The sequence below is a fragment of the Marinobacter sp. genome, assembly GCF_965229985.1.
In the GTDB taxonomy this organism is placed as follows: domain Bacteria; phylum Pseudomonadota; class Gammaproteobacteria; order Pseudomonadales; family Oleiphilaceae; genus Marinobacter.
The window spans coordinates 3509803-3536546 of the sequence record NZ_OZ245935.1 but is presented as its reverse complement, the minus strand read 5'-3'; the positions used below and the strand labels follow the sequence as shown (position 1 = coordinate 3536546).

The following is a 26744-nucleotide window of genomic DNA, read 5'->3' as shown; positions in this document are numbered from 1 at the left end:
ATCAACTCAGCTCAACTCCCTGACAGACCGGGCAGTAATAGAGGCGACGGCTGGCCATCATGGTTTTTACAAGGGCTGAGGCGCAGTCATGGCAGCGTTCGCCATCGCGGTTAAACACCATGTGACGACGCTGCCCGAACGTCCACCCTTCCTTTTTAAGCCGGTCTGCACGCTCGGGAGGATTGGTGATGCCCTTGAGCTGATAGGTTCGCTGCACCAGAGTCAGGATGGCCTCGGCCAATTTCGACTGCTGATCGGCGTCCAGATCACGGGGCCGTGCCCGGGGTGAGACACCCGCTTCAAAGAGGATTTCCGAACGGAGGTAATTACCGATTCCGGCAACGAACGCCTGGTCCAGCAGCAAACCACCCAGGTTCCGGCCCCGGAAACGCTTATCATCAAACACCGCCAACAGTTGAGCGACGCTGACATCCTGATTGAGAGGGTCCGGCCCCAGCCGTGACAGATAGGGCACCTCATTTAATTCATCGGGCCGAACCAGTTGGATGTCGGAGGCACTGTACAACCGGGCCGCTTTCTTCGGACCGATAATGGCAAATCGCAGTTGCCGATTTGTACTCGGTTCCTGATCAGGTTTGCCCATGCGCCACTTGCCATACAGCTGGTTATGGCTGTAAACGCACCACGGCCCGTCTTCATCTGTGGCCTCAAAAAACACCAACACGGCTTTGCTCCGGGCCTCCACCCTCTCAACTTTGCGTCCCCGAAGGGCACTCTCGAAAGGTTTCAGGTGTTCAAAGGCAAAGAACACAGATTGCGCTGTCTTGCCACCTACAGCCTTGTCGATGTCACCGACCATGCGACGTATTTCGGGACCCTCGGGCATACTCGTTTCCGCTCCTGACAAGTCTCTTTGAATCACAGGTGAGCTAAACCCTACGTTGCTTACAGCAATTCGGAGTTGTCGGGTCACAAAGTTTTGTCATGAGCCGGGACGAGAGGGGGCCAGTGGAGTGGCTGCCGGCTTCAGGTCAGTGCGATTATCTTGGCAAATTCATGGCTGTAATGGAGCGATATGGTCTCCACCACAGACATGAACAATGGCAGGATTTACTGGTCAAGCGACAGCGTTGCTACACCCAGTTTCAATAACCTTAACTCTTGTCTCCCGGACCGACCAGATCAGAGAGCTTTTCGCGTAGGGAATCAATATTGTCTTCGCCGCTTTCCTTGAGCTCATCCAGTTTTTTGCGACCATCCGAGATTTTATCTTCGACCGAGCGCAACGCATCCGAGGCGCTCTGCTGGATATCCGCGCTGGCCTTCTCGTTCTCGGCTTCTGCTTCTTTGGCTTTGGCCTTGGCTTTCAGGGAATCGGCCTGCTTTTCCCACTCTTCCAGTTGTGTTTCGGCCTTTCTGATCAGTTCGTCTTTCAATGACATAAGTGCTCTCCCTTGAGGAGTCGATGAATTGCCTACAACTCCGTACTTGGGCGAGCAATCTGGAAAAACAACCCACAAAGCCGATCGACAGCTGATTGCGTGGCCGTTATCTCGGAAAACCACGAGCCGTCCACATCGGCCCACCGATTCTGACAGTCAGGATGCGGGTCCGGTAGCCGCGTACGCCACAATCTCCACCAGCATCTCCTCCCGTGCGAATCCCGAGACTATGATCGCAGCCCGATTCGGATAGGGTTCCTGAACGTACTCGGCATAAACCTGATTTACAGCGGCAAGGTGATCACGATCGGTCACGTAGATGAGAGCCTGGGTCAGGCTTGCCATGCCACCGCCTGCACACTCCAGGGTGTGTTTGAGGTTTTCCATGGTTTGCCGGGCCTGGGCTTCGATTCCGCCTGCCACCACCTGACCGCTGGCGTCGATTGGTATCTGGGCGGTAAAGAGAATGCCGTTCGCGCTTACCGCCCATTCAAGGGGAGCTTTTGATCGCGGGAGCTGGGTAGCTATGGGGGTAATCGTACTGGTTGCGGTCATGGTTGCTTCTCTGTTCAGTCGTTATCACTGGTACCTGCACCGGCACCGCTCCGGGAAGCATCGGTTGCCTCAACCAGCAGTCGGTCGGCCAGGGATTTCAGGTTGTGCCAAAGTTCGTCATCGACATCCATGCCCTCCACCAGCGCCCTGTCTCTCTGTCTTTCGAGATCTTCTTCGGTCTGGCGCATCAGATTGGTCAGCTCGTATTCCGAGCGCAGGCTTGGCAGTAAATCAACATGGTTCGCCATGATCAGGGTAATGCCATCGTTCTTCTCAGTGTCATCCGGCGTATTCTCGAGACTGTAAAGACAGATCTCAGGCACTGGGTGACCAGCCTTGAAGCCGACCACAAGCTCTGTGAGTGGGTCATGGGCATTGCGCCAGAAGGCCGTGACATTCATGCCCCGGCGGGCAAGCCGCGACAGGTAGCCAATAATCAGGATGCGATTGTGACAGTGGCGAATCTTGGTAACCGACAGCCCTCGGCCCCGTGCCCTGGCATATCCCAGCTCCACAGCAAGGCTCGCGTTCCCGAGAATACTGTGGTTGTGGGCATCAAGAACACTGAAGTCTTCATCCTGGTAGACCAGGGTTGGCGATTCGTTATGATCCTCAGCCAAAAGAAACCTGAGACCTTTTTTCAGCGCTTCAACCCCGCCCAGGCCATGAGCTTCCATCCAGGCGACCATTTCGGCCGCGTCAATGGCATCACCCTCGGCAAAGCCGATTCCGATAAATGCTTTCCGGCCTATGCCCTGCAGTTCGTTGAAGGAGACTTTCATGACAGGTTCAGCTCCGGTTCCACGGGAAAGCTCCAGTCGTCGAGCTCAGCGAGTCTCGCCTTGTCTGTGCCATGGTCACTGAAGAGTTCGCAAAACAGCGGTGCACCCTGGAACAGGGTTACCCGGACCCAACGATCGGATTTGGGATCAAACCGGCTGGCACCGAAGAACGACAGCTTCGTTCGCAGCAGATGCATGGGCTTCATGTCCCGGTGCCACAGGTTGGCCTGGATCTCACCGTAGGGTGTGGCGGCCATGGTCTGGATCCTCCGCACACATTCTTTCTGCCGGGGATGGGCCATCAGAAACTCGACCACCGAACCCCGGGGGCTCCGGTCAAGAAACGCATCCAGCAGCTGATGGGTGCGATGAATCCTTGGCCCGATGGCAAGGGGCATCTCTTTTTCCGCGCCCGGTTCGCAGGCGCGCACGCCCAGTCTTGGCTCTTCCTTCTCGGCAGAGCGGTACCAGAACCAGTACTGGTGGTCCGGATTCTTGGGGTCGTAGTCCAGCGCCCAGCCAAACCGGGCCTCAATTTCCTGCTTCAGCGTTGCTGCCCGCATTTCCGGCTGCAGTTCCAGTATTTCCTCACAGCCGAGCTCATCCTCCACCGCATCGATCAGATCCGGGTACAACTCGATCAACAGGGTATTGATCAGTTCCTGGGCCTCCAGTGAACACTGCTTGTCGGCCCAGGCCAGCAGATCGCTCCACAGGGTCGGAGTGGCCGGGGTTCTTTCCAGCCATTCGACAACCGAATCAATGGAGACAACAGTCGCCTCATTGCGCCGGGTCTGCTCGGCATCCTCGGTGACAGTTTCCAGAAAGTGCCTGTGGGCCCTTTTTAGCAACGCCAGAAGTTCACGCCTGCTGGCGTCATCGGGCAATTGTTCACGGGCATAGGCCAGAGCCCGCTCACGACAGTACACCCATTGCTGGATCAGTTGAGGGTGATTGATCAGAAACGGCGCCATGCCAAGCCCGGTGGAATTACCGATGCCCAGGTAACGCTGCAAGGATGGATGCAGGGCAACCGCCTGCTCCGGCGAACGATTCCTGGCAAGATGCTCAATCTGCTGCACTGAAAAGTGGCGCAACAGGTAGACCGCAAACATCTGCGCCGAGAAGGGCCGGTTGAAATCCGGGTTGTTCTGCAGGCGTGCGTAATCCGCAATGCCGAACTTGCCGTTCCCGTAGACAGCGGTTGTGCGGTACAGGTAACCGACCCGTGTCAGCCAGGCCGGGTCGGGCTGCTGACCCGAGGCCAACGCATCAACAAAGTGACCAAAGTTCCTGAGGCTCTTGTTGGCACGCGACAGCACCAGCAATCGAGGATGCTGACGGCCCGCCTCCTGCAGCGGCACATTTGCCGCCATCTGCTCAAGAAGACTGTCTTCCACTTCCCCTTCCAAAAGGGCAAAGGTGACATCCCAGGCCTCCGCGATCACACGGTCAGACCGGAGTTCCGGATCCAGATGCTGTGAGAACACTACACCATGATAGGTGTGGTTCGGGGTGTTCAGACGGTAGATCACAACCCCGTGACCCTCGGCATCCAGGTCAAAACGAACCGTGGTAACTGTCCAGTCTTCCCGTGCCATCTGGCGAACCAGGCTGCGGCAAAAACTCAGACGACTGGCGTGAAGGCTCCCGAGCCGGACCAGGTTCATCACCTGGTCGGCCGGTCGGAGGTGGAGCTCGGGCTGTGCATCTAACGGAGTTGCCATGTTTCAGACTCCTGAACTCTCGGACGAGCCCGTGGTAGCAACAACCAAAGCCACTTCACCCTTGGGCGGAACGATGCCCTGCTCACGGGCCATGGCGTAGGCAGATTTGGGGCCGATATAGAGCGATGGCAGCAGAATCAATGACACCGGGATGGCCGTAATGACAATGAACTGCTGCAGCGCACTGATCTGCCCCGCCCCCATATACAGCAGCACTGCTGCCATCAGCGCCATGGCGACGCCCCAGAAGGCACGCACGATTGGTTCGGGCTCATCATGGCCGGCGCTCACAACGGCAATGGCGTAGCTCATGGAATCGCCGGTAGTAGCGACAAAGATAGTCGTAAGCAGCAGAATCGCCAGCGCCATCATGGCTCCACCAGGCAGAGCTTCGGCAATGGTGAGTGTGGCAACATCGAACTGGAAGTTGTTGAGGGCCTCGGTCAGATCGATCGCGCCGGTAATCTGGTAGAAAATCCCGGAACCACCAAGCAGGGTGAACCAGATGGTGGTGGCAACCGGCGCCATGACGCCAACCGCGAGAATCATCTGGCGGATGGTGCGTCCACGGGAGATCCGGGCGACAAAGATTGCCATCAACGGTCCATAGCCCAGGAACCAGGCAAAGAAGAACACCGTCCACCACTGCATCCACCAGCCTTCAGCGGTGCCCGACGTTACCGTGGCCATCGCGAAAAAGGAGCTGATGTATTCGCCAAAGCCCTGGGTGTAGGCATTGGTCAGGAAAAGCGTCGGGCCAAAGATGAAGATGACGGCAGCAATGGCCAGGGCAAGAAACACGTTGAAGCGACTCAGCAGCTGAATTCCCCGGTGAATACCGGTCATCGCTGAAGTCACATACACACCGGCAAGGACACCAAGAATGATCAGTTGGGTGCCATAGCCTTCGGCAAAACCGAACAGCTCATGCAGACCAAAGCTGACCTGGGTGGCAAGAAAACCGATCGGGCCAACGGTGCCGGCAACCACCGCAATTACACAGGCAGCGTCCACGCAACCGCCGACCCAGCCTTTCATCACCCGATCACCAAACACCGGATACAGCAGGGTTCGCGGTTGCAGAGGCTGCCCCTTCACGTAATGGGCGTGGGCCAGAACGATGGCAGACAGGGTTCCGAGGATTGCCCAGGCCAGAAAGCCCCAGTGCATGAAGGACTGGGCCAGCGCAGGCGCCACCGCCTCGGCTGTGGCTGCTTCCGTATCGAATACCGGAGGCGTAACAACGAAGTGGTAAACCGGCTCACCCGCCGCGAAGAAAACGCCACCGCCGGCGAGCAGGGTGCACATGATAATGGACAACCATTTGAAGGTGCTGAGCTCAGGCGTATCAAGATTGCCCACTTTGGCACTGCCTGCAGGCGAAATCGCTACTCCCATCGCAATCAGGAAGGTGAGCAGCAACAGGAGCTGGAAGTAAGAGCCGAGATATTTGGCGGTCCAGGCGAAGCCGTCGCTTATCAGCCCCGCCGTCCACTGAATGTCGTACAGAGATAGGCCGAGAAAGAGCAGGATGAAGCCCACGCTCAGACCCAGGACAATTGGATCGCCGAAGCGCTTGATGCCCGTTTCCGGGATAGCTATGGAGCTGGCTGAGTTTGTCATGACGATTACCTGTTGTTGTTTTTGGAACAGTGTGTAATCAGAACGCGGCGTTTACGGCGGGCCGCGTGCCCTCGGTTAACTGCTTGAGCCAGTTTCGGCCCATGATTTTGTCAATTTCCTCGTGGTTGAACCCCTTCTGACGGAGGCCCTCCACAATATTCGGAAAGTGACGGTTGTCGCTGAACCAGGACAGCGGAGAAGGCCATCCGGCATTCGACTGGCTACCCTCGCCGTAATCCATGGCTTTGGTCCAGCGCCCGTTACGCATCCACGTCAGCACCGATTCCGGCTGGGCCTGGCAAAGGTCCGTACCCATGCCGATGTGATCGATCCCCATCAGCTCGGCGGTATCGGCCACCATGCCGCAGAATTCGTCCAGCGTGCAGTCAGGCCCGTTCCTGAGGTGGAACGGATACACTGAAAAGCCCAGAATGCCGCTGCTTTCGGCGATAGCGCGCAACACCTTATCGGACTTGTTGCGCTTGGCAGGGTGGAAGCTGGCCGGATTGGCGTGGGAGATAATGACCGGCCGCTCTGACAGCTCAATCGCTTCCAGCGTGGAGCGCTCCGCGCTATGAGACATATCGATCAGCATCCCCACCCGGTTCATCTCCCGGATCGCCTGCCGGCCAAACCGGGTAATGCCGCTGTCTTCTGCTTCGTAGCAGCCACAGGCCAGAAGACTCTGGTTGTTGTAGGTAAGCTGCATGATCAGCAAGCCCAACCGGCGCATGATGGCCACCAGGTCGATATCGTCCTCAATCGGCGAACAGTTCTGGGCCCCGAAGAAAATACCGACCCGGTTTGTTTCCCTGGCCAGTTCGATATCGCTGGCCTCAAAAACCGGCATGATCAGGTCGGAGTGCTCCTCGAAGCGACGCTGCCACTCGCCGAAACGCAGAAGGGTTTCCCGGCAATTTTCGTGGTATACGAGCGTGGCGTGCACTGCATCAACGCCGCCCTCCCGCATTTGTTCAAAAATGGCTCTCGACCAGTTGGAATACTGCAGGCCATCAATGGTTAGCACAGACTTTGACATGGCTGCAGACCTCAGGCCTTGGTGTAACAGGTTTTGATCACCGTATAGAACTCCCGCGCATACTGGCCCTGTTCGCGGGGCCCGAAGCTGGAGTCCTTTCTGCCACCGAACGGCACGTGATAATCGGTGCCAGCAGTCGCCAGGTTGACCATTACACAACCGGTCTCGGCCCGGGCCTTGAAGTCAGAGGCACGTTGCAGGGAGCGGGTAATCAGGCCGGCGGTGAGGCCGTAATTGGTATCGTTCAGAGTCGCCAATGCCGCGTCGTAATCCGGAACCCGAATGACACAGGCAACGGGACCGAACACTTCATCGCGGTTGATGCTCATGTCATTGGTGGTGTTGGTGAACAGCACCGGCTGCATGTAATAACCGTCTGCATCCACGTTGACGTGGTCGCCGCCGAAGGCCATGGTCGCGCCTTCTTCCAGCGCCAGGCTGACCCAGCGTTGATTGGCTTCCAGCTGGCTCTTGCTGGCTATCGGGCCGATAGCGGTGCCGTCGGACAGAGCCGGGCCAACTTTTGCGCCGGCCAGCTTCGCCGTCAGCTTCTGCACGAACTGGTCGTGCACCGAGTCCACAACGATCAACCGCGAGGATGCTGTACACTTCTGTCCGGAGCCCGAGTAGGCGCCGGCAAAGGCCGCCTCCACCGCCAGATCCAGATCGGCATCGTCGAGAACGATCAGGGCGTTCTTCGACCCCATCTCCAACTGACATTTCACCAGGTTGGCCGCAGTGGCTGACGCCACCCGTTGACCGACCTCAAGGGATCCGGTGAAGGTAATTGCCTGCACATGGGGGCTGGTGATCAAGGCTTCGCCGGCTTCGCGACCACTACCGGTCACCAGATTGAAGGTGCCGGCTGGCAGATTCTGGCGGCTGATAATTTCAGTCAGAGCCCAGGCACTGGCCGGGACCAGATTGGCGGGCTTGAAGACCACGGCATTGCCAAACGCCAGGGCAGGTGCGACCTTCCAGACCGCGGTGGCCATGGGGAAGTTCCAGGGGCTGATCACGCCAACCACACCCAGCGGTTCCCGACGGGTCTCTATCTCAACGCCGGGGCGCACCGAAGCGACCCGATCGTCGATCTGCCGGAGCACTTCCGCAGCGTAGTACTGGAAGAACTGTCCGGAGCGATAGACCTCCCCCTTGCCCTCTGCCAGGGGCTTGCCCTCTTCTCGCGACAAAAGCTCGCCAAGCTCATCTTTGCGGGCAATCAGCTCATTGCCAATCGCCATTAACACGCTGTAGCGGGCTTCAAGACCGGTTTCTGCCCAGATTTTCTGCCCAGCCTGTGCGGCACTGATCGCTTGCTTCACCTGCTCGGCACTGGCCTGGTCATAGTGGCCGATTGTGTCGCTCAGGTCTGAGGGGTTCTGGTTCGGCTGGGCAGCATGGGCGCCCGCAACCCACTCTCCGCCGATGTAGAGTGCGTGTGAATTTGGCATGGGTTCCTCCTTATATGATCCCCCAAGCCTAGACGCTCCAGGTAAATAAGGATAATCAAAAATATCGTGTTTTTAGTAAGTTTTTCTTATAGTTTAGTGGGGCGCGCAAATTTAAGCAGGTACGGCATGTCGATTGAACTCAAGATTCAGCCTTTACGTTACGTATTGGCGGTACGGGAAGAGGGCAGCTTTCACGGCGCAGCACTGAAACTCCACCGGAGCCAGCCGGCGCTATCTATGGCCATTCGTGATCTGGAAGAAAAGCTGGGGCAGGCGCTGTTCGAGAAAACTCATAAAGGGCAGCTCACTCCGTTCGGCGAGTATTGCCTGCCAAGATTCCGGGAGCTGATCAACCAGCACGACAGGCTGGCAAGCGAACTTCAACAGATGGCCAAGGGGCACCAGGGGCGGGTGACGCTAGCCACGGTGCCCTCGGTTGCCAGCCGGCTGATGCCTGAATTTCTCGCAGCTTTCGTCGCCCAGTACCCCGACATCAACATCAATCTTCATGATGAAAACGCAGAATTCGTCTGTCGACTGGTAGCCAATGGTGAGGTGGATCTGGGAATCAGCAGCATGTGGGTTCCGGACGAAAGCCTGGCATTCAACCCGCTGTTCGAAGACAACGTCGGCGTTGTCATGCGCAAGGACCATCCTCTGGCCAGTCGCAGCAGCCTGCAATGGCAGGAACTGACGGAAGAGCGTTTTATTGCCAACGGCACCTCCCGGCTTCTGAAGCACACGGCCGCCGCCAGTCTGGTCGACAACAACGACTTCTTTATCTCCAACATGATTTCCCTGCTCGCCATGCTGGAAGCCGGCAGCGGCATCACCACACTCCCTCGCCTCGCCTTCCCTGTGGCCAACGAAAAGCTGTGCTTTGTTCCCCTGAGTGACCCGAAACTGGTCCGCCAGATTGGCATCATCAAGCAGGCCTCTCGCTCTCTGTCGCCCTCCGCCCAGGCTCTGGAAAAAATGATTCATGCCGAATTGGCTGGCATGGCGATTTCCTGAGGCCAGAGTGCAGTTCAGCCCTTTGTCACTGCGAACAGGAGTTTCTCCTGGCTCGCTTTACCTGATTTTTACACCCTGTTGACGGAGCCATCCGGAAAACCCTGCGATGATTCCGAACAACAGGATCCAATTCAGGAGTGGTTTATGGCAACCAGCAAAGCCGTGCTAATACTCAGCGTTCTCGTGATGGCGCTGACCGGCTGCAAAGTCACTACTTCAGACGATCATCATTACCCGGATTCCGGTGGCTTCGTTTCCGGCCTGTTCTACGACGCACGGGATACGGGCCGGCACTACCCCACGAACTCCTGGGCATTAGCCAGCGACGCTGAAGCCTGCCGGAACGAACCTCTGTATTTCGAAACCCACAGCGGTCGGGTTCGGGTCTATGGATCTCCAGCCTACAGCGAGACCTCGTTCCGGGCTGCCGCCTCGGAGCTTGAACGGCGGATCGACGGCGTGCTGAGCCGGTTCCAGTTACGCTGGTCCGATTTTGTCGAGGACCGAAGCGCTGCTGCCCCCTACCCCCGACAGGTGGTCGGCTGCCTCAGCCCCAACGTGTCTCACCGTGAGTTTGTATCGGCCTCATTGGCCGCCGTGGCGTTCAACCCGTATTACGGCCAGTGGCCCTATGAGACCGGCCAGATTATGGCCCACGAGCTGGCCCACTTCGTCCAGGAAAACCTTTCCCGATATGATGCCAGTTACAGCCTGCTTCCCTACTGGTTTGCCGAAGGGCAGTCCGTTGTTGTTGCGGGCGAACCCATTGCCCCGGTCTACCAGCACTATGACTACGACCCTCTCCGGGATGTGACTCCGATGGACGCTGCAAACACACCGTATCGCTTCGGGCATTACGGTCTGGCCTACCGCTACCTGGAAAAGGCCAACGGCGCCCTGGCCATGACAGTGTTGCTGGAAATGATGCAGGTGCTGGACTGGGACGGCGGTTTCCATGGCGAGGTCAGCACGGGAGAGTCCCGGGCCTTTGTGGAAGCGTTCAATTCAGCAGGTCTGGTGGACCACAGGAATAACTATTTGAGTTTCCAGCGATTTCGAAGTGACTACCACGACCTTCTGAACAGCAGTTATTAAACAACCTCGCCCTGAACTGGATTAAATCTGTCCAATCAGGGATAATTTCGGCCGTTTTTTTAACCAGCTGTGTCGTTTGGTAGTCTCTGGTCATGACCATTTTCAGTGCTCTTCAATTAATTATCTTTTCTGTCCTGTTGCTCAACACTGTGCACCTCATGCCGGCCTTTGGTCGTTTGCTCAAAGGTGCAGAGTCGGCATTCCAGTCCGGGTATCTCTGCGCCATGCTCACCATGCGTCTGGCCCGCAATATCCTGGGCCTGATCCTGGTAACCGCCAGCACCGCGCCCAACCCGGAAATCCACGCCCTGGTGCCCAAGGGCATCCTGTTGTTCCTGGTTCTGGCGGTACTCAATGCCGCACTGACCCAGTACATGGAACGCATCCGGGTGGAAGAAGGCGCCCGTTTCTAGGCAGCCTCACTCTCAGGCGTAAAGCGATTCGATCACGTCGGTGTATTTCTCGTAGATGTTGCTCCGGCGCACCTTCATGGTGGCCGTCACTTCATCATCGTCGTGATCCAGTTCTTTGGTAAGCAGGTGGAAGCGCTTGATCTGCGCCACCTGCGGTAACTGTTCATTACCCCGGTTCACCTCGTTCTGGATCAGTTCGTTCACCCGCTCTTGCTCGGTCAGGCTCCGGAAGGTGGTGTAGGCAATCCGCTCCTGCTCAGCCCATTTGGCCACCGTGTCGAAATCAATCTGGATCAGCGCGGACACGTACTTTCTGGCCTCCCCTATAACAATGCACTCCTTGATATAGGGACTGGCCTTGATGGTGTTTTCGATTTCCGTGGGCGACAGGTTCTTGCCGCCGGCCGTGATCATGATGTCTTTCAGGCGGTCGACAATCTTGAGCTGGCCGTCCCGCCACTCGCCCACGTCGCCGGTATGCAACCAGCCGTCTTTTAAGGTTGAGGCGGTGGCCTCGTCGTTCTTGTAGTAGCCTTTGAACATGCTGCCACCGCGCATGATGATCTCGTTGTGCTCCCCAAGCTTTACCTCGACACCGGAGACAGCTTCCCCCACCGTTCCCAGATGCACGTCATCAAGCGGCTGGGCCGTGGCAACACCGGTGCTTTCCGTCTGGCCATAGACTTCCACCAGGGGAATACCAATGGTGCGGAAGAATTCGAGGATGCCCGTGGATATGGGGGCCGCCCCGGTAAGCGCTATGGTGCATCGGCGCAGGCCGATAAAGTTCTGCAGCGCGCGGAGCACCAGCCAATAGCTCAGGCTGTACAGGCAGCGCTCTTTCAGACTCCACTGCGGCCTGGGTTTCATGGCCATGGGTGAACAGACACGGATGGCCCAGTTAAACAGAGCTTGCCGGAACCGCCCGGTCTCCTGGATCTTGATGTAAATGGAAGAATGCAGCTTCTCCCAGATCCTTGGCACCCCCAGGAAAAAGGTCGGCGCAATTTCCCGCAAATCTTCCTGAATGGTCCGTAGGCTCTCACCAAAGCTGACCGTACTGCCCACATAAACCGGCGCAATATTGGTAAAGGCCTGTTCTGCCACATGGCACAGGGGCAGGTATGAGAGGCTGGATCCGTGTTCATCGGCCTGCAACAGCTCAATCAGTCCCGGCGCCGCCGCATGCAGGTTCTGCCAACTGATCATGGCGCCTTTCGGTCGACCGGTGGAGCCGGAGGTATAGATCATCAGGGCGGTGTCATCCATCTGCTGGCCATCCAGCAGCTCATCCACCAGGCCACGATGCTGCGTTTCGAATTCCCGTCCCCGGGCCTCGATATCCTCGAAAGCGGACGGCGGCTCCGGGTAGTACCGCAAGCCCTTCATATCGATAGCGATGCAATGCTTCAGTTTGGGCAGATCTGGCCAGGCCTCCAGAACCTTGTCGGTCTGTTCCTGGTCTTCGCAGATCACAAATTCCGCATCGCTGTGCTCCAGCACGTAGGCCACCTCGTTCCAGGGGCTGGTGGGATAGACGCCGACACAGATAGCCTGCACCAGGCCGATCCCCATCTGGCCGATGACCCACTCCACCCGGTTTTCCGAGATGATGGCCACATGGCCGCCCGGTTCGAGCCCCATGGCCCGCAGACCCAGCCCGAAATGCCGGGCCCGCCGGTAGTAATCCTGCCAGGAATAGGCCTGCCAGATGCCGAAATCTTTCTGGCGCAGGGCCAGTGCGTCCGGCCGCTCCCGGGCGTGGGCACGCAACATTTGAGTGAGGGTCAGATCAGGTATGGAAGGTGTTGTCATGACAGCCACCGTTTACGGCGTTTGTAGTGCTTGATGTCGCGATAGCTGCGGGTTTCGCCTTCCTTGCCGCCCACACCCAGATAGAATTCCTGAACATCCTCATTGGCCGTAAGCTTGTCCGCCGGGCCGTCGATCACGATCTTGCCGTTCTCCATGATGTAACCGTAGGAGGCAATGGCCAGCGAAACCGCCGCGTTCTGTTCCACCAGAAGAATGGCCGTGCCCTGTTCCCGATTGATTCTCGCCACGATGGTAAAGATTTCCTCCACCAACAGCGGCGCCAGGCCCAGGGACGGTTCATCCAGCATGATCAGGTCGGGCTGGGCGATCAGCGCCCGGCCAAGGGCCAACATCTGCTGCTCGCCGCCGGACAGGTAGCCGGCGAGCTGTTTGCGGCGCTCCTTCAGGCGGGGAAAGTAGTTATAGACCAGCTCATAGCTGTCACTCAGGGAGGGCTTGCTGCCACTGAGGGCATAGGTGGCGGCAATCAAGTTTTCCTCAACGGTGAGGTCTTCAAACACCCGCCGCCCTTCCATCACGTGGAAGAGCCCGTTGCGCACCAGTTTTTCAGGGGGTGTGCCCTTCACATTCTGGCCCCGGAAACGAACCTCGCCGGCGGTCACCTCGCCGTCTTCCAGGGTCAGCAGTCCAGAAACGCTTTTAAGAGTGGTGGATTTGCCGGCACCGTTGGAGCCGAGGAGCGCCACGATGGCGCCCTTTGGGACCCGCAGTGACAGGCCCCGCAGGACCTGCACCGACTTGTTGTAGACCACCTCGATATTATCGATTTCCAGTAAGGCTTCCATACAGCCCCTCAGTCGAGGTGAATCCAGTCCGACACCGGCTCATAGCGGCCTTCGTCAGCGTTCACCCGCCAGATTCGACCCACCGGGAAGGACATGTCCCGCACGGTAACCGGAATGCCGATGATACCGCCGGTGTCCCAGTCCTCAATGGAGGCCAGGGCTTCAGCCATGTTATCTCCCGTCAGTTCCTTACCGGCATCCAGGGTGCGTTTGACCACTTCTGTCCACACCATGGCATTAAACCAGGCCTGCATGTAGCCGGTTGGGCGGTAGCCCGCTTCCGGGTCGCTCTTCTCGGCCTGGGCACGAAGGGCGTCCAACATCGGGCCGCCTTCCTCGCTGTCGTAGTAGTTGTAGGGCATCACGCCCATGTAACCGTCGGCATCCGCTCCCATCTTGTCGATGATCAGCTTGTCGGAGGACCAGAAGGTGCCCATGAACTGGGTATCCAGACCCATCTGACGCATCTGCACCATGAACTCGTTGATCGGTGACAGCACGTAGCCGTGGAACACCACGTAATCCGGGCGCACCCGACGCAGCTTCAGGACCTCGGCCGAGACGTCCACACTGCCGGGCTTGGTGACGATCTCTTCCACCACTTCAATGCCCAGTTCGGCGGCGCGGGCTTTGCCGTTCTCGATCGGGTCCTTGCCGAACTCGGTGTCGCTGTAGACAAAGGCCACGTTCGGCATGTCCCCGCCTTCACCCTGAGAGGCGATGTACTCGAGGATGATCCCGAACATCTGGCTGTAGTTGGGGCCGGGGATGAACTGATAGGGGTATTGCTCGTTATCGGTCAGGGCGGTTGCGAAAGAAGCCCCGCTCATCAAGGTATCGCCCTGGCTGTTGAGCTCCGAGGCAATGGCCTTCATGAAACCGGTGCTGTCACCGTAATAGGTGGCCGGAGAACTGCTGCCCGAAATCTTTTTGAAGGCCGCGACCGAGCGGTCTACTTCATAGGCGGTGTCTTCCATCACATATTCCACCGGGTGGCCATTGATACCACCCTGGCTGTTGATCCAGCTCGTGTAGTCGGTCAGCCCGGCGTGGATGTGAATACCGGCGAAAGCAAAAACGCCGGAGAGCGGAATGGAGCCGCCGAACACGATGGGCTCTTTATCCTGTGCCATCGCCGGGGCGGCAACTGTCAGCGCAGCGACCAGGCTACCCAGCCCGGCAAGCCGGCGACCTTTTTCGAGGATGTTTCTGAACATGTTTCTTCTCCTTGCTGCTTCTTGTTGTTGGTGGTGCATGGGCTCTGGGTACCAGGCCCGTTGAAACACGGTTAATTCCTGAATGGCCACAGGCGGAAGAAACGGCGGATACGGTGCCAGATCTCCGCCAGGCCATGGGGTTCAAAGATCAGAAAGCCCACGATCAGGGCACCAAAGATGATTTCCAGCATTGGCGACATGAACACCGGTGCGTTGGGATAGAAAGGCGTCAGCGCGGCGGTCAGCAGCTTCAAGGCTTCCGGTACCAGGGTCATGAAGGCGGCTCCGAGAATGCCACCCAGCAGATTACCCATGCCACCGACAATCACGGCCGCCAGATAGAAAATGGACATGGAAAGCGGGAAGCTCTCCGGCGTGACTACCCGATAGAAATAGGCAAACAGACCGCCGGCAACCCCTGCGTAAAAAGAGCTCAGCGCAAAAGACATCAGCTTGTAACGCAGCAGGTTAATGCCCAGGATCTCCGCGGAGATATCCCGGTCGCGAATAGCGATAAAGGCCCGGCCGATTCTTGTCCTGAACACGTTTCTGGCACCCATCACCATCAGCACCGCCAAAGGCACAATGATGAAATACATCATGAAATCGCTCTGAAAGGTGAGCCCGAACAGGTGCGCCGGCTCAAGGCTCAGGCCGCCCATCCCCCCGGTGACCGATTCCCACTCGGCAAAGATGAAGTGCAGGAACACGCTCGCCGCCAGAGTGGCGATGGCCAGGTACAACCCCTTCACACGCAGCGACGGCAGCCCCACAAGAATCCCGACGGCGGCGGCCATGAGGCCGGCCAGTATCAGAGTCACCGGGAATGGCAGTGCGGTATTAATCGACAGCCAGGCCACGGTGTAGGCACCCACCCCCATAAACCCGGCCTGCCCAAGGGAGATCAATCCGGTAAAACCGGTCAGGATGTTCAGGCCGGTGGTACTGATCACCGCGATGCCCACCAGGCACCCCAGGTACAGCAGGTAGGAGTCCACCACAAAAGGGAATACCAGCAAGATCAGCAGGAAGAATCCCAGCCACAGTTTCTGGGTCTGGCTGGTCCAGATTGCCTCATCGGCCTCGTAACTCTGTTTTGCGTCACCGATGCGCATCTTACACTCGCTCTATTTCGTGGGTGCCGAACAGGCCGTAGGGGCGAATCACCAGGATAATTGCCAGCACCAGGAAAGTTGCCGGCATCCGGTACTCGCCGCCGAGGTAGGCACCCGCCACGGTCTCCAGCCAGCCAATGAACACGCCGGCCACCAGGGCGCCGAGAATGCTGTCCAAGCCTCCAACAATCACCACCACCAGCACACTCAGGCCGATGATCCCGAATTGCGGGCTCAGCCCACCGGTGGCCGCCACCAGCACACCGGCCAGTGATGCGGCAAGAGAACCGAACACCCACGCCATATTGAATACCCGGCGCACATTGATGCCCATGGAATAGGCCGCAGCCTGGTCCGAGGCAGTGGCTCTCAGGGCCACGCCGCCTCGGGAGAACCGGAAGTACAACAGGTAGATGATCAGCAGGGCGGAACCAATGAGAAAACCGTAGGCAATTTTGGGTGCCAGATAAAGCTCACCGATAAACACGGGCTCCCGGGGCAAGAAATTGGGCAGCAGCTGCGGATCCGCCGTCCAGATGAACTCCACCAGGCCCACCAGGATGCTGGCAATACCGATGGTCACCATCACCACGGAAATCGGCGATTCACCCAGCATGGGCCGGATCATAGTCTTTTCGATGACGCCCCCAAGAATACTGCCGCCGATGACGGCCATGGGCAGGGCAATCCAGGGGGACAGTTCCATGCCACCGGCAAACGCCAGGAACAGGTAGGCCGCGAACATCATGATCTCGCCGATGGCAAAATTGATGACCCTCGTCGCTTTATAGATGATGACAAAGCCCAGGGCGATCAGCGCATACAGGCCACCCATGGCCAGCCCGGCCAGGCTGATTTCGCCGAAGAACAACCAATCCATCAGGCGGCCTCCCCTTCGGCATTGAGCTTCTTGCGCAGGCTATCGATGTCGCTGTTGCCGAGGTACGCCTTGATAACCTCGGGATTATTCTGAACATCCGCCGGCAGGCCCTCGGTGATCACCTGACCAAAATTCAGCACGGCAATGTGGTCGGAAATATCCATTACCATGCCCATATCGTGTTCCACCATCAGTACGGTAATGCCCCACTCTTCCCGGATATCGAGGATGAACCGGGCCATGTCCTCCTTCTCTTCCCGGTTCATACCCGCGACCGGCTCATCCAGCATCAGCACTTTGGGTTGCATTGCCAGCGCCCGGGCCAGTTCAACCCGTTTCTGAAGGCCATAGGAAAGGCTCGCCACCGGTTGGCGGCGAATGTGGTCTATCTCCAGAAAATCGATGATCCGCTCTTCCACCTCCTTGCGGACGTCCATTTCCTCACGCCGGGCCGGGCCGAAATAGGCGAGCGCGCTGAGCAGGCCGCTTTTCATATGCACATGGGCGCCCAGCTTGATGTTGTCGAGTACGGTCATACCCCGGAACAGGGCAATATTCTGGAAGGTTCGGGCCAGGCCCAATGCGGCTCGTTTCGGCGGTTTGATACTGCCCGGCAGCGGCTGCCCCTGATAGCGGATGGTGCCTTGCTGAGGTTTGTAGAAGCCGGAGATGCAATTGAATAGCGAAGTTTTACCAGCACCATTCGGGCCGATAATGGTCGTTACGGTGTTCTCAGGCACCCGAAAACTCACGTCCTGCAGCGCCTTCACACCACCAAACGACAGAGACAGGTTGCTGATTTCAAGGATGCTCACACTACCTCCCGGCACCCCTGGCGCCGGGTAAACAGGCACGCGAACACGCCCTGCCGATACCCATCTCACGCCCGAAGATGATTGTATTTTTTGTTGTTTCTTATCGCCGGGGGTTAACCCCGATCCAGATTTAAAGTAGTCCATTCAGGCAACATTAGGCAAACCGCTCTATCCTGTTACCCGACAGACAACAATGATCAGTACGCAGGTTTCGGACCTTCAGACTTGCGGTATCGGGAGGGCAATTGACTATGACAGACGCGCTGGTAACAACCGCATTTGATACCGAAACCGGGGTGGCCAGATTAACCTTCAATCGCCCGGAGGCCCTGAACGCCATCAATGTGCCCCTGGCCGAAGCCTTTCTCGAGGCGGTTCAGGAAATCAACAAGCTTTCCGGTGTTCGCTGTATCGTTCTTACGGGCGCGGGGCGAGCGTTCATGGCCGGCGGTGACGTGTCCAGCATGGCTGGAACGTCGGAGCAGGCAGGGGCAGCCATCAGCGCGATCCTGGACGCCGTTAATCCTGCCATCCTGCTCCTTCGCAGCATGGATGCCCCGGTGATAGCCGCGGTCAGGGGCGTTGCCGCCGGCGCAGGGCTGAGCCTCACCCTGATGGCAGATCTGGTGATCGCCGAGGAAGACGCAAAATTTCTGGTGGCCTACAACGGTATTGGCGCGGTTCCGGATTGTGGTGGCAGCTGGGCCCTGGCTCATAAACTCGGCGCTGGCCGGGCCGCGGAACTGATGTTGCTGGGGCGCACCCTGAGTGCCGCGGAAGCGAAAGACTGGGGCATGGTCAACGATGTTGCCCCGGCAAGCGAATTCGAAAACCGGCTCACTCGCATGATCGAAAAAATCGCCCAGGGACCAACCCGTGCCTATGGTGCCTTTCGCCAACTGATTGATCGGGCCAACGGCGATCGGTTGGCCGACCATCTAGAGGCAGAGCGCGCGGCGTTCCTGGAAATGACCCGGACCGAAGACTTCGCCGAAGGCGTGTCGGCGTTTCTGGCCAAACGGCCGTCAGGGTTTCGCGGCCGCTGACGCTGGCACAAATACAGCGCGGTTGCGGCCGTTGCGTTTTGCCCGGTAAAGGGCTTTGTCCGCTGAAACCATGATGTCCTGGAAGTTGCCATGCTCCTGTGTAAGAGAGGCACCCCCGATGCTTGCAGACAGGTGGACCGGAATACCATCGACTTCTCGGCCAGCCTCAGAAATTCGTTGCAACAGACGCTCGGTTACGGCCTCAATCGCCTCACGGCTGTTGTTGCGCAGCACGGCAGCAAACTCCTCCCCGCCCACACGTCCAATGATGTCGTCATCCCGGAGTTCGGCTTTCATCAGATTCGCCACGATTCGCAGCACCTCGTCGCCAGTAGCGTGCCCCCAGCGGTCGTTGATCTGCTTGAAGTGGTCCAGGTCTATCATGAGGACAGTAATCAGTTTTCCCTCTTCCCGGGCTTTTTCAAACGCCAGGTTGCCCTCCCGGTAAAACGCCCGACGATTGAACAGCTGGGTAAGCCCGTCCCGCTCCGCCAGCGCGACCAGAGCCTGTTCGGCACGGGTAAACGCCAGCAACGGAAGCGCCATGGCCGTAGCGCTCACCAGCAACAGGTGGTTAACCAGAATCAGTTTCAGCAGCCCCTGAAGGTCCAGCTGCGTGCTTCCGCTAACGGACACTGCGATCACCAGCACCTGGGCCATCATCAGCGTACCGTGAACGCCGAACAGCGTTTGCAGAATGCGAAGAGGCAGTCTGGGCCTGCGCTCAATCGAGCCCAGCCGGTAGATCGCAAGACTGAAGACCAATGCCGAGAAAAGCGCAGTCAGGAATCTGGCAACAAGCGGATCCCATCCAGTACCGACAGCCAGGCCGAAAAGATAAAGTAGAGAGGCACCATAGATTATACGGGACGACCTTCTGGTGCCCACGATTGGCAAACCCATCAGTGCCTGTATTCCTGCAAGGACCAACAACGGGGAACCACCAAGAACGAGATGGGCGATAAAAACGAAAATCCCTGGGGCGTCGGCCAGCTCATTGGCCACCGCGAGCGCGGTACCGATTACGAAAGTCAGACAGGCGAGTGCCCAAAGCAGAAAACAGCCTTCTCGGTGGCGCAGGTGGTAGATCGCCCACAGCATCCCTCCGATCAGGAGGTTAATCATGACCGACGTGACCAGCAGCGTTGGCAGGTGCATGTTCAGGTCCATAAACGCACGGCATTCCAGGCTTTATAATGGGTTTTTCAGCGTATCAGCTTAACTTCTGCGCCGGCGCACCTGCTATGTAGCGTTTGGTATGATAATTGTCACAGATTGGCGCGACATCCATGCACTCACTGCGAGACCCCATGAATCCAACCATAGAACTTCTTAAATCCCACCGCTCTATTCGTAAATTCACCGGTAAAAAAATTCCGCACGAAATGCTCAGGGAGCTGATTCGCGCCGGCCAGTGCGCCGCCACCTCGAATCATGTGCAGGCCTACTCGATCATTCACGTGATTGACCCGGACAACCGCCGTAGAATCGCCGAACTGGCCGGTGGCCAGAGCTACATTGCTGACTGCTCCGACTTTCTGGTGTTCTGTGCCGACATGCGGCGCTCCACCGACGCGGCGGGTCGTGCCGGGGCCGACGTGGTGCGCGGGATGACCGAACAACTGCTGGTTGCCACCATCGACACCAGCCTGATGGCCCAGAACGTGGCCATCGCAGCAGAGTCCGAGGGGCTCGGGCTCTGCTATATCGGGGGCATACGCAACAACCCCGCGGACATTAGCGAAATTCTCAGGCTTCCCGAACATGTCTATCCGGTATTCGGTATGTGCCTGGGCTACCCGGACCAGAACCCGGAGGTGAAGCCACGTCTGCCGGTGGAGGCGATTCTCAGGGAAGATTACTATTCCGATGCCCGGGACGAGGAGCTGGTCGCCGGGTTCGATCGCACCATGAAGGAGTACTATCGGGAACGCACCGGTGGCAACAAGGACACTACCTGGTCGGAGCAGCTCAAGCCGCTGTTCACCTCAAAACTGCGACCGCACATGCGCGACTTCCTGCGCAAATGCGGCTTCGAGATGAAATAACCGCTAGGCACTTGCTCGCGGCCTCGTGACCCGGTCAACCAGATACACGAGGCCGTGATAGTCGATACCGCTGTGCCGGCTGAGCCCGATCTCGCAGGTACGGCTGGTGGATATCCCTTCTTCACAGCCAGCCGTCTGCTCAGCCAGTGTTTTCAGAGAATGGGCGTTGAGCTCGGGCACGTTAAAGCCTTTATCCCCGGCAAAGCCACAGCAGTGGATACCCTCGGGCACCACCACCTGGGTGCTGCACCGCCGGGCGATATCGATCAGTCCCTGCGACTCCCCCAGGTGCTGGGTGCTGCAGGTGATGTGCACCGCCAGCGGGGTCTGCTCCGGCTCGAAGTCCAGACGCTCGTAGAGATGATCACGAATGAACCGGACCGGATCAAACAGCGTCAGGCCGGCTTCTTCGGCGGCTTCGCGGATCTGCAGTGTGCAGGGGCTGGTGTCGCAGTAGATCGGATCAACGCCATTCCGGCTGGCCCGCAACAGCGCCGAAATCAGTTCGTCTTTCTTGGTCGCCGCCTGGTCCGGATAGCCTTTGGAGGCAAAGGGCTGGCCACAACACAGGCTGTCCAGCTCCTCCGGGTACACCACCTGGTATCCGCCCTTCTCCAGCAATCGTCGGGTTACCTCAATCAACGGCTCCTGTTGCTTGTCTCCCCTGGCCGGGCCCATGGTCCGGGACACACAGGCCGCCAGATAAACCACCCGGGGCCGGCCATCGCCCGGATCCTGCGCCGCGGGCGAAACAAAACGCACCGGCTGGGGCAGGCTCGGATCCCACTGGGCCACCCGGCCACCAGATACCTTGCGAACGCCGGCACTGAGGCGGGTCAGCAGCGGTGCGCCCAGCAGTCTTTCCGCCGTGGATGCGCCGGCCAGAACAAAACGGGTCGCTTTCAAAGCGCCGGCAAAATGTTTCGCCAGCTGATTGGCCACGGACTGGCCGGTGGCCTTCTCGCTGCGCAGCTTGCGCACCAGATCGCCGGTATTGATACCCACCGGGCATCGCTGGGCACAGAGGCCGGTTGCGGCACAGGTATCCAGGCCATGGTACTGATAGGCTTTTTCCAGTTCGGCAGTGTCTTCGCCGGCACGGCGGCGGGCCTGGATGTCCCGCCAGATCACGATGCGCTGACGAGGCGACAGGGTCAGCCCTTCAGAGGGACACACCGGCTCACAGAAGCCACATTCAATGCACTTGTCCACCAGCGGATCCGCCTCCGGAAGAGGCTTCAGATTCTTGAGGTGGATCTGGGGATCTTCCGAGAGCACCACATCCGGGTTGAGCAGGTTCTCAGGGTCCAGCAACCGCTTGATCTGCCACATCAGCTGCCAGGCATCGTGCCCCCATTCCAGTTCCACGAAGGGCGCCATGTTGCGACCGGTACCGTGCTCCGCCTTCAGAGAACCGCCGAATTCCACGGCAACGAGTTGTGCCACATCCTGCATGAAGGCTTCGTAGCGAGCGACTTCCGCGGGGTCGTCAAAGCCCTGTGGGAACACGAAGTGCAGGTTGCCTTCAAGGGCGTGGCCAAAGATGATCGCGTCGTCATAGCCATGCTTCACGAACAGCGACTGGAGACGGGTGACCCCTTCGGAAAGCTGATCAATGGGGAAGGTCACATCCTCGATGATCACGGTGGTCCCGTTTGGTCTTACTGCCCCCACGGCGGGGAAAGTGCCCTTACGAATGGCCCACAGCTGATCGGACACTTTGGCGTCGCGGGTAAAGTCCACCTGCTGCTCAAGCGGGAATTCAGCGAGGCACGCCCTGATTCGGGTCAGTTGTTCATCCAGAATCTCCGAAGATGACGCCCGGGTCTCCACAAGCAACGCGCAGGCGCTTTCCGACAGAGCATGAATCCAGTCCGGCAGACCCGGCTTGTCCTGCACCGAACGAAGGCTGCGTCGATCCAGCAGTTCCACTGCCGCCACAGGCTGAGAGCGCAGCGCCGACGCTGCCCGGCAGCAGCTCTCCGCATCTCGGAACACCAACAGGGCCGTGACTTTGTCAGGATATTCGGGAACGGTGTTGTAGGTTACCGCGCTGACGAAACCCAGCGTGCCTTCGGAGCCCACCATCAGGTGCGTCAGGATGTCGAGTGGGCAGGTAAAATCCACCAGGGCGTTCAGGGATAACCCGGTGGTGTTCTTCAGCCGGTATTTATGGCGAATGCGCTCCGCCAGCTCCGGATTCTCCCGGGTGTTAATAGCCAGCTTTTTCAGGGCCGCCAGCAAATCACCGTGGCTGTTGCGAAACGCCGACACGCTCGCCGGGTCCTCGGTGTCCAGCACGGCCCCATCCGCCAGCACCAGGCGCATGCCGGCCAGGGTGTGGTAGCTGTTCTGGGCGGTACCGCAGCACATGCCACTGGCGTTATTGGCAACAATGCCACCAATCTTGCAGGCATTGATGGACGCCGGATCGGGACCGATCTTGTAACCCCGTGGCGCCAGCCAGGCGTTGGCCTGTGCGCCGATCACACCGGGTTGCAGACGAATCTGGCGGCCTTCGGCGCGGATGTCGTGCCCGTTCCACTGATCGCCCAGGACGATCAGGATCGAGTCGCTGATGGCCTGGCCAGACAGGCTGGTTCCGGCGGCCCGGAAAGTCACCGGCACCTTGTGGTTGCGGGCGATGGCCAGAAGATCGACAACCTCTGCCTCATCCTGAACCCGCACCACCACCTTGGGAATCAGCCGGTAAAAACTGGCGTCGGTTCCGAATGCGAGGGTAGAAACCGGATCGTTAAAAACCCGATTTTCGGGAATCCGTTGCCGGATATCTGCCAGCACTTCTGGGGTAAAAGTCATGCATCCTCCAGAACCAGCACAATGAGCTCACGGGGGCCGTGGGCACCGTAGGCCAGCACCTGTTCGATGTCTGCGGTCTTGGACGGGCCGGACACCAGCAATACATTTGTGGGCAGCCCGGCCGCCCAGTCCTGAGCTACCATCATGTCATACAGATTGTCATGAATCTCACTGGCTTTCAGCAGGGCAATGTGTACCGGCGGCACCAGGCTCATCAGCCGCGGTTCTTGGCGATCCGGCCAGAGCACGAGCGTGCCGGTGGCGGCGATCCCACCCAGGGTGCCGGTCAGGCTGGCCTCCACATTCCAGAACAACTCTTCTTTCCAGGCTTCCACCGGCTGATCATAAGCCAGTAACTCGACCTTCTGCTCCGTGGCCTCGAAGTGAGCCTGCAACGCCCGGCCATGTTCTTTCGCCGGCGCGCACAACAGGTTGGTGAGGTTGCGTTTGTTCAGAAGTTCGGCCACCAATTCCGGCCAGTTGTCAGACCGGCACTGATGCACTTCAGTGTGAACCGCTTCCATGAGGCTGCGCAACCGGGCTAGCCGGTCTCCCGGCGCATAGCGCCAGGGCTTGGTCACCAGCTGCTCGTCGAACTCGTCGGGGCGGGGTGTTGTGCCGGCGAGGCTGTCTCTCAACTTACCAAGAATATTACCGCGGGCGCTCATGATGGCCGACCTCCGTTCTGATCAAGATGCCGGGCCGCCAGATCATGCAGGGAGCGGCGGGCGGGCACCGGTGCGCTGTGATTCTCGGTCCAGGGGCCAGCCTTTTTCGGAGCCAGCGCCCGGAAGCGGGTCGCGGCCCAGAGAAAACTGCGATAAAGCGCCGGCCGGGTGTTGAGCATCTGCCAGCCACGCCAGATCCACCGCTCCGCCCGGGAATACTTGGCGCCGCCACCTTTCACCTGCTGCGGCTGCTCTGGATCCTTCACATTTTCCTGGCGCAAGCGTTGCAACAACTCGGGGATCGGTATTTTCACCGGGCACACGTCACCGCAGGCTCCACACAGAGAGGAGGCGCTTGGGTGGTCCGGGACCTTGTCCAGCCCCGCCATGTGCGGCGTGATGATCTTGCCGATAGGGCCTGGGTATACCTCACCGTAGGTGTGGCCACCCACCCGGGTATACACCGGGCAGTGGTTCATACAGGCGCCGCACCGGATGCAATTCAGGGTCTGGCGCATCTGGGCATCGGCAAAGGCTCCGGTGCGGCCATTATCCAGCAGTACCAGGTGCACTTCTTCCGGGCCGTCCAGTTCGTCGGGCTTGCGGGGGCCGGAAATCAGGTTCACGTAGGTGGTAATGGGCTGACCAAGGGCCGAGCGGGTCAGCAGGGACACCAGGGGCACCACGTCCCTCAGGTTCGGAACCACTTTTTCGATGCCCGTTACCGCAATATGCACCGGCGGCGCCGTGGTGCTCATCCGGCCGTTACCCTCGTTTTCCACCAGCAGCAGGGTGCCGGTTTCGGCGATGGCGAAGTTCACGCCGGAAACACCCACATCCGCTTCCATGAATTTCCGGCGCAGGGTCCGCCGACCAATCCGGATCAGCTGATTGACGTCTTCGGTCTCCGGCTCCCCCAACTTGTCGTGGAACAGCTTTGAAACCTGCCGGGCGTTCTTGTGAATCGCCGGCATGATGATGTGGGAGGGCTTTTCGTTGTCGAGCTGGACAATGTACTCCCCCATGTCGGATTCCAGGCATTCGACGCCCCGCTCCGCCAGGTAGTCGTTCATCTCCATCTCTTCGCTTACCATGGACTTGCCTTTCACCACCTGGCTGCCCTTGCGGGCCTCGATGATGCCGTGCACCAGGTGGTTGGCTTCCTCGACGGTCTCCGCCCAGTGAACCTTGACGCCGTTTTCAGTGAGCTTCTGTTCAAGCTGTTCCAGCAAGTCCGGCAGACGGGACAACGCGCCAGCCTTGATACGATTCCCCAGCTCCCGCAGGCCTTCGCGTTCGTCGGCGTCCGGAAAAGCGTTGGCCCGTTTGGTCATCAGCGAGTCCATTGCCACCCGGAAATTGTTGCGCAGCTGCCCGTCCGCAAGGGCTTCTTCGGCGCGGCCCCGGAAATCCGGGGTCAGTTCGGTAACCGGAATACGCTGGCTCATGCCACCTCCCCTGCACTGGCACCATTGATCCGCTCCCAGAGGAAACTGGCCAGATGCCGGCCCCGGAAGCTCTGCTTCTGTTTCTCCAGGGAACCGTTGATGTTCATCAGACAGCCACCATCGGCGGTGACCATTTCGACCGCACCGGAGTCCATCAGCGAGCGGGTCTTGTCTTTGACCATGGCCCCTGAGACTTCCGGCATCCGCACCGAGAAGGTGCCGCCAAACCCACAGCATTCGCTTTCATGGTCGTGATCGACGCGCTCGACCGCTTCAAGCTGCTGCAGAAGCTCGCGGGCATGCAGGTGGGTATTCATTTCCCGGCGCGCCGAGCAGGAGGTGTGCAGGGCGATCCTGCTGGGAGCGCCCCGGTCAGACAGCTGCACCCGGCAAACTTTCAGCAGAAACTCGGTCAGTTCGAAGGTGCGCTCGGCCAGCGTTTCCACTCGCTTGAGCGTGTCCGGCTCGTCGGCAAAAAGCGCCCGGTAATGATGCCGGAACATACCGGCACAGGACCCGGACGGCACCACTACCGGCAGACCTGATCGATCGAGAATATCCAGCTGTTTGCGGGCCACGGCTTTGGCCTCATCCCGGTATCCCGAAGTCCAGGCGGGTTGCCCGCAACAGCTCTGCTCCTGGGGGAAATGCACGCGAACACCTTCCCGCTCCAGCAGGCGAATGGCATCCAGCCCGGCCTCAGGAAAGAACAGATCCACCACGCAGGTACCGAACAGAGTGACCGCTTCCGGCTTCTCCGGGTAATGCCGGTCGGCTTCCCGCTCGGGCGATACCCGGGTGGCATTGGGAGCGGCATCGTAAAACAGCTGACTCATTGATTGCGCCTCAAGACAGTCTCAGACAGACAAACTAAAATTTGGTAATACCAATTGACATACAATAATAACCAAGGTATTCGAGACCGCTTGCTGATGTCAAAGTTTTCCGCAGCAGACTTCAG

Annotated in this window: 24 protein-coding genes; 5 read left to right on the top strand and 19 right to left on the bottom strand. The window is 58.8% G+C overall.

What is annotated here, in order from left to right; translation table 11 throughout:
- Window position 1: 1 nt before the first annotated feature.
- The 8 genes from nei to ACO06L_RS16060 form a co-directional block, all read right to left on the bottom strand.
- Window positions 2-847: an endonuclease VIII gene (gene nei / locus ACO06L_RS16095; RefSeq protein WP_202346505.1), complete on the bottom strand. Its 846-nt coding sequence runs from the start codon at window positions 845-847 to the stop codon at window positions 2-4.
- Between the two features lie 268 nt (window positions 848-1115).
- Complete coding sequence (locus ACO06L_RS16090; protein ID WP_202346504.1) at window positions 1116-1403, bottom strand: hypothetical protein; 288 nt, start codon at window positions 1401-1403, stop codon at window positions 1116-1118.
- A gap of 156 nt (window positions 1404-1559) precedes the next feature.
- Entirely contained in the window at window positions 1560-1958 is a 399-nt protein-coding gene (locus ACO06L_RS16085) for a RidA family protein (protein WP_202346503.1), read from the bottom strand.
- Window positions 1959-1972: 14 nt separating this feature from the next.
- Window positions 1973-2740 carry a DUF3726 domain-containing protein gene (locus ACO06L_RS16080; RefSeq protein ID WP_053113846.1) on the bottom strand — a complete coding sequence of 256 codons (768 nt, stop codon included), beginning with the start codon at window positions 2738-2740 and terminating at the stop codon, window positions 1973-1975.
- Complete coding sequence (locus tag ACO06L_RS16075; protein WP_202346502.1) at window positions 2737-4467, bottom strand: hypothetical protein; 1731 nt, start codon at window positions 4465-4467, stop codon at window positions 2737-2739. The genes ACO06L_RS16080 and ACO06L_RS16075 overlap by 4 nt, the downstream gene beginning before the upstream one ends.
- Before the next feature lie 3 nt (window positions 4468-4470).
- Entirely contained in the window at window positions 4471-6090 is a 1620-nt protein-coding gene (locus ACO06L_RS16070; protein ID WP_064229111.1) for a BCCT family transporter, read from the bottom strand.
- Between the two features lie 37 nt (window positions 6091-6127).
- Complete coding sequence (locus tag ACO06L_RS16065; RefSeq protein ID WP_202346501.1) at window positions 6128-7129, bottom strand: membrane dipeptidase; 1002 nt, start codon at window positions 7127-7129, stop codon at window positions 6128-6130.
- Between the two features lie 11 nt (window positions 7130-7140).
- Window positions 7141-8583, bottom strand: a complete 1443-nt coding sequence (locus tag ACO06L_RS16060) for an aldehyde dehydrogenase family protein (RefSeq protein ID WP_202346500.1) — start codon at window positions 8581-8583, stop codon at window positions 7141-7143.
- Window positions 8584-8709: 126 nt separating this feature from the next.
- On the opposite strand from ACO06L_RS16060, the gene ACO06L_RS16055 reads away from it, so the two are divergent.
- The 3 genes from ACO06L_RS16055 to ACO06L_RS16045 all read left to right on the top strand — a co-directional run bounded on the left by ACO06L_RS16055 (window position 8710) and on the right by ACO06L_RS16045 (window position 11105).
- Window positions 8710-9597: a LysR family transcriptional regulator gene (locus ACO06L_RS16055; RefSeq protein WP_202346499.1), complete on the top strand. Its 888-nt coding sequence runs from the start codon at window positions 8710-8712 to the stop codon at window positions 9595-9597.
- 144 nt (window positions 9598-9741) lie between these two features.
- Entirely contained in the window at window positions 9742-10692 is a 951-nt protein-coding gene (locus tag ACO06L_RS16050; RefSeq protein ID WP_202346498.1) for a hypothetical protein, read from the top strand.
- A gap of 92 nt (window positions 10693-10784) precedes the next feature.
- Window positions 10785-11105 (top strand): hypothetical protein, encoded by a 321-nt coding sequence (locus tag ACO06L_RS16045; RefSeq protein ID WP_064229115.1) that lies wholly within the window; start codon window positions 10785-10787, stop codon window positions 11103-11105.
- A 12-nt stretch (window positions 11106-11117) separates the two neighbouring features.
- On the opposite strand, the gene ACO06L_RS16040 is transcribed toward ACO06L_RS16045, so the two are convergent.
- The 6 genes from ACO06L_RS16040 to ACO06L_RS16015 all read right to left on the bottom strand — a co-directional run bounded on the left by ACO06L_RS16040 (window position 11118) and on the right by ACO06L_RS16015 (window position 17753).
- On the bottom strand, window positions 11118-12920 hold the full coding sequence (locus ACO06L_RS16040) for an AMP-dependent synthetase/ligase (RefSeq protein ID WP_202346497.1): 1803 nt from the start codon (window positions 12918-12920) through the stop codon (window positions 11118-11120).
- Window positions 12917-13726, bottom strand: coding sequence for an ABC transporter ATP-binding protein (locus ACO06L_RS16035; protein ID WP_202346496.1), 810 nt, complete (start codon window positions 13724-13726; stop codon window positions 12917-12919). Before ACO06L_RS16035 ends, ACO06L_RS16040 begins: the two co-directional genes overlap by 4 nt.
- 8 nt (window positions 13727-13734) lie before the next feature.
- Entirely contained in the window at window positions 13735-14943 is a 1209-nt protein-coding gene (locus ACO06L_RS16030) for an ABC transporter substrate-binding protein (RefSeq protein ID WP_202346495.1), read from the bottom strand.
- A gap of 71 nt (window positions 14944-15014) precedes the next feature.
- Window positions 15015-16058 carry a branched-chain amino acid ABC transporter permease gene (locus tag ACO06L_RS16025; RefSeq protein WP_202346494.1) on the bottom strand — a complete coding sequence of 348 codons (1044 nt, stop codon included), beginning with the start codon at window positions 16056-16058 and terminating at the stop codon, window positions 15015-15017.
- A 1-nt stretch (window position 16059) separates the two neighbouring features.
- Window positions 16060-16938 carry a branched-chain amino acid ABC transporter permease gene (locus ACO06L_RS16020; protein WP_064229120.1) on the bottom strand — a complete coding sequence of 293 codons (879 nt, stop codon included), beginning with the start codon at window positions 16936-16938 and terminating at the stop codon, window positions 16060-16062.
- The gene (locus tag ACO06L_RS16015) at window positions 16938-17753 is read right to left on the bottom strand and encodes an ABC transporter ATP-binding protein (RefSeq protein WP_064229121.1); all 816 of its coding nucleotides are present in this window, start codon (window positions 17751-17753) and stop codon (window positions 16938-16940) included. Before ACO06L_RS16015 ends, ACO06L_RS16020 begins: the two co-directional genes overlap by 1 nt.
- Window positions 17754-18004: 251 nt before the next feature.
- Here ACO06L_RS16015 and ACO06L_RS16010 point away from each other — a divergent pair, with 251 nt between their 5' ends.
- Window positions 18005-18799, top strand: a complete 795-nt coding sequence (locus ACO06L_RS16010) for an enoyl-CoA hydratase/isomerase family protein (RefSeq protein ID WP_202346576.1) — start codon at window positions 18005-18007, stop codon at window positions 18797-18799.
- Here the strand turns inward: ACO06L_RS16010 and ACO06L_RS16005 are convergent.
- Window positions 18779-19969 carry a GGDEF domain-containing protein gene (locus tag ACO06L_RS16005; RefSeq protein ID WP_202346493.1) on the bottom strand — a complete coding sequence of 397 codons (1191 nt, stop codon included), beginning with the start codon at window positions 19967-19969 and terminating at the stop codon, window positions 18779-18781. The two genes, ACO06L_RS16010 and ACO06L_RS16005, sit on opposite strands and share 21 nt — an antisense overlap.
- Before the next feature lie 140 nt (window positions 19970-20109).
- On the opposite strand from ACO06L_RS16005, the gene nfsA reads away from it, so the two are divergent.
- Window positions 20110-20847, top strand: coding sequence for an oxygen-insensitive NADPH nitroreductase (gene nfsA, locus ACO06L_RS16000; RefSeq protein WP_202346492.1), 738 nt, complete (start codon window positions 20110-20112; stop codon window positions 20845-20847).
- 3 nt (window positions 20848-20850) lie between these two features.
- On the opposite strand, the gene ACO06L_RS15995 is transcribed toward nfsA, so the two are convergent.
- From ACO06L_RS15995 to ACO06L_RS15980, 4 genes are read right to left on the bottom strand one after another with little or no spacing between them, the layout of a single operon-like run.
- Window positions 20851-23667, bottom strand: coding sequence for an FAD-binding and (Fe-S)-binding domain-containing protein (locus tag ACO06L_RS15995; RefSeq protein ID WP_202346491.1), 2817 nt, complete (start codon window positions 23665-23667; stop codon window positions 20851-20853).
- The gene (locus ACO06L_RS15990) at window positions 23664-24335 is read right to left on the bottom strand and encodes a LutC/YkgG family protein (protein ID WP_202346490.1); all 672 of its coding nucleotides are present in this window, start codon (window positions 24333-24335) and stop codon (window positions 23664-23666) included. The genes ACO06L_RS15995 and ACO06L_RS15990 overlap by 4 nt, the downstream gene beginning before the upstream one ends.
- Window positions 24332-25783: a LutB/LldF family L-lactate oxidation iron-sulfur protein gene (locus tag ACO06L_RS15985; protein WP_202346489.1), complete on the bottom strand. Its 1452-nt coding sequence runs from the start codon at window positions 25781-25783 to the stop codon at window positions 24332-24334. The genes ACO06L_RS15990 and ACO06L_RS15985 overlap by 4 nt, the downstream gene beginning before the upstream one ends.
- The gene (locus ACO06L_RS15980; protein ID WP_202346488.1) at window positions 25780-26619 is read right to left on the bottom strand and encodes a (Fe-S)-binding protein; all 840 of its coding nucleotides are present in this window, start codon (window positions 26617-26619) and stop codon (window positions 25780-25782) included. The genes ACO06L_RS15985 and ACO06L_RS15980 overlap by 4 nt, the downstream gene beginning before the upstream one ends.
- Window positions 26620-26744 lie beyond the last annotated feature (125 nt).

Bases quoted from the DNA above. Each gene is read 5' to 3' on its own strand.
- ACO06L_RS16085 (WP_202346503.1), bottom strand. From the start codon at position 1,958: ATGACCGCAACCAGTACGATTACCCCCATAGCTACCCAGCTCCCGCGA.
- ACO06L_RS16020 (WP_064229120.1), bottom strand. From the start codon at position 16,938: ATGGATTGGTTGTTCTTCGGCGAAATCAGCCTGGCCGGGCTGGCCATG.
- ACO06L_RS16090 (WP_202346504.1), bottom strand. From the start codon at position 1,403: ATGTCATTGAAAGACGAACTGATCAGAAAGGCCGAAACACAACTGGAA.
- ACO06L_RS16080 (WP_053113846.1), bottom strand. From the start codon at position 2,740: ATGAAAGTCTCCTTCAACGAACTGCAGGGCATAGGCCGGAAAGCATTT.
- ACO06L_RS16070 (WP_064229111.1), bottom strand. From the start codon at position 6,090: ATGACAAACTCAGCCAGCTCCATAGCTATCCCGGAAACGGGCATCAAG.
- ACO06L_RS15995 (WP_202346491.1), bottom strand. From the start codon at position 23,667: ATGACTTTTACCCCAGAAGTGCTGGCAGATATCCGGCAACGGATTCCC.
- ACO06L_RS16030 (WP_202346495.1), bottom strand. From the start codon at position 14,943: ATGTTCAGAAACATCCTCGAAAAAGGTCGCCGGCTTGCCGGGCTGGGT.
- nei (WP_202346505.1), bottom strand. From the start codon at position 847: ATGCCCGAGGGTCCCGAAATACGTCGCATGGTCGGTGACATCGACAAG.
- ACO06L_RS16055 (WP_202346499.1), top strand. From the start codon at position 8,710: ATGTCGATTGAACTCAAGATTCAGCCTTTACGTTACGTATTGGCGGTA.
- ACO06L_RS15990 (WP_202346490.1), bottom strand. From the start codon at position 24,335: ATGAGCGCCCGCGGTAATATTCTTGGTAAGTTGAGAGACAGCCTCGCC.
- ACO06L_RS16050 (WP_202346498.1), top strand. From the start codon at position 9,742: ATGGCAACCAGCAAAGCCGTGCTAATACTCAGCGTTCTCGTGATGGCG.
- ACO06L_RS16040 (WP_202346497.1), bottom strand. From the start codon at position 12,920: ATGACAACACCTTCCATACCTGATCTGACCCTCACTCAAATGTTGCGT.
- nfsA (WP_202346492.1), top strand. From the start codon at position 20,110: ATGAATCCAACCATAGAACTTCTTAAATCCCACCGCTCTATTCGTAAA.
- ACO06L_RS16005 (WP_202346493.1), bottom strand. From the start codon at position 19,969: ATGGACCTGAACATGCACCTGCCAACGCTGCTGGTCACGTCGGTCATG.
- ACO06L_RS16025 (WP_202346494.1), bottom strand. From the start codon at position 16,058: ATGCGCATCGGTGACGCAAAACAGAGTTACGAGGCCGATGAGGCAATC.
- ACO06L_RS15985 (WP_202346489.1), bottom strand. From the start codon at position 25,783: ATGAGCCAGCGTATTCCGGTTACCGAACTGACCCCGGATTTCCGGGGC.
- ACO06L_RS16035 (WP_202346496.1), bottom strand. From the start codon at position 13,726: ATGGAAGCCTTACTGGAAATCGATAATATCGAGGTGGTCTACAACAAG.
- ACO06L_RS16045 (WP_064229115.1), top strand. From the start codon at position 10,785: ATGACCATTTTCAGTGCTCTTCAATTAATTATCTTTTCTGTCCTGTTG.
- ACO06L_RS16060 (WP_202346500.1), bottom strand. From the start codon at position 8,583: ATGCCAAATTCACACGCACTCTACATCGGCGGAGAGTGGGTTGCGGGC.
- ACO06L_RS16010 (WP_202346576.1), top strand. From the start codon at position 18,005: ATGACAGACGCGCTGGTAACAACCGCATTTGATACCGAAACCGGGGTG.
- ACO06L_RS16065 (WP_202346501.1), bottom strand. From the start codon at position 7,129: ATGTCAAAGTCTGTGCTAACCATTGATGGCCTGCAGTATTCCAACTGG.
- ACO06L_RS16075 (WP_202346502.1), bottom strand. From the start codon at position 4,467: ATGGCAACTCCGTTAGATGCACAGCCCGAGCTCCACCTCCGACCGGCC.
- ACO06L_RS15980 (WP_202346488.1), bottom strand. From the start codon at position 26,619: ATGAGTCAGCTGTTTTACGATGCCGCTCCCAATGCCACCCGGGTATCG.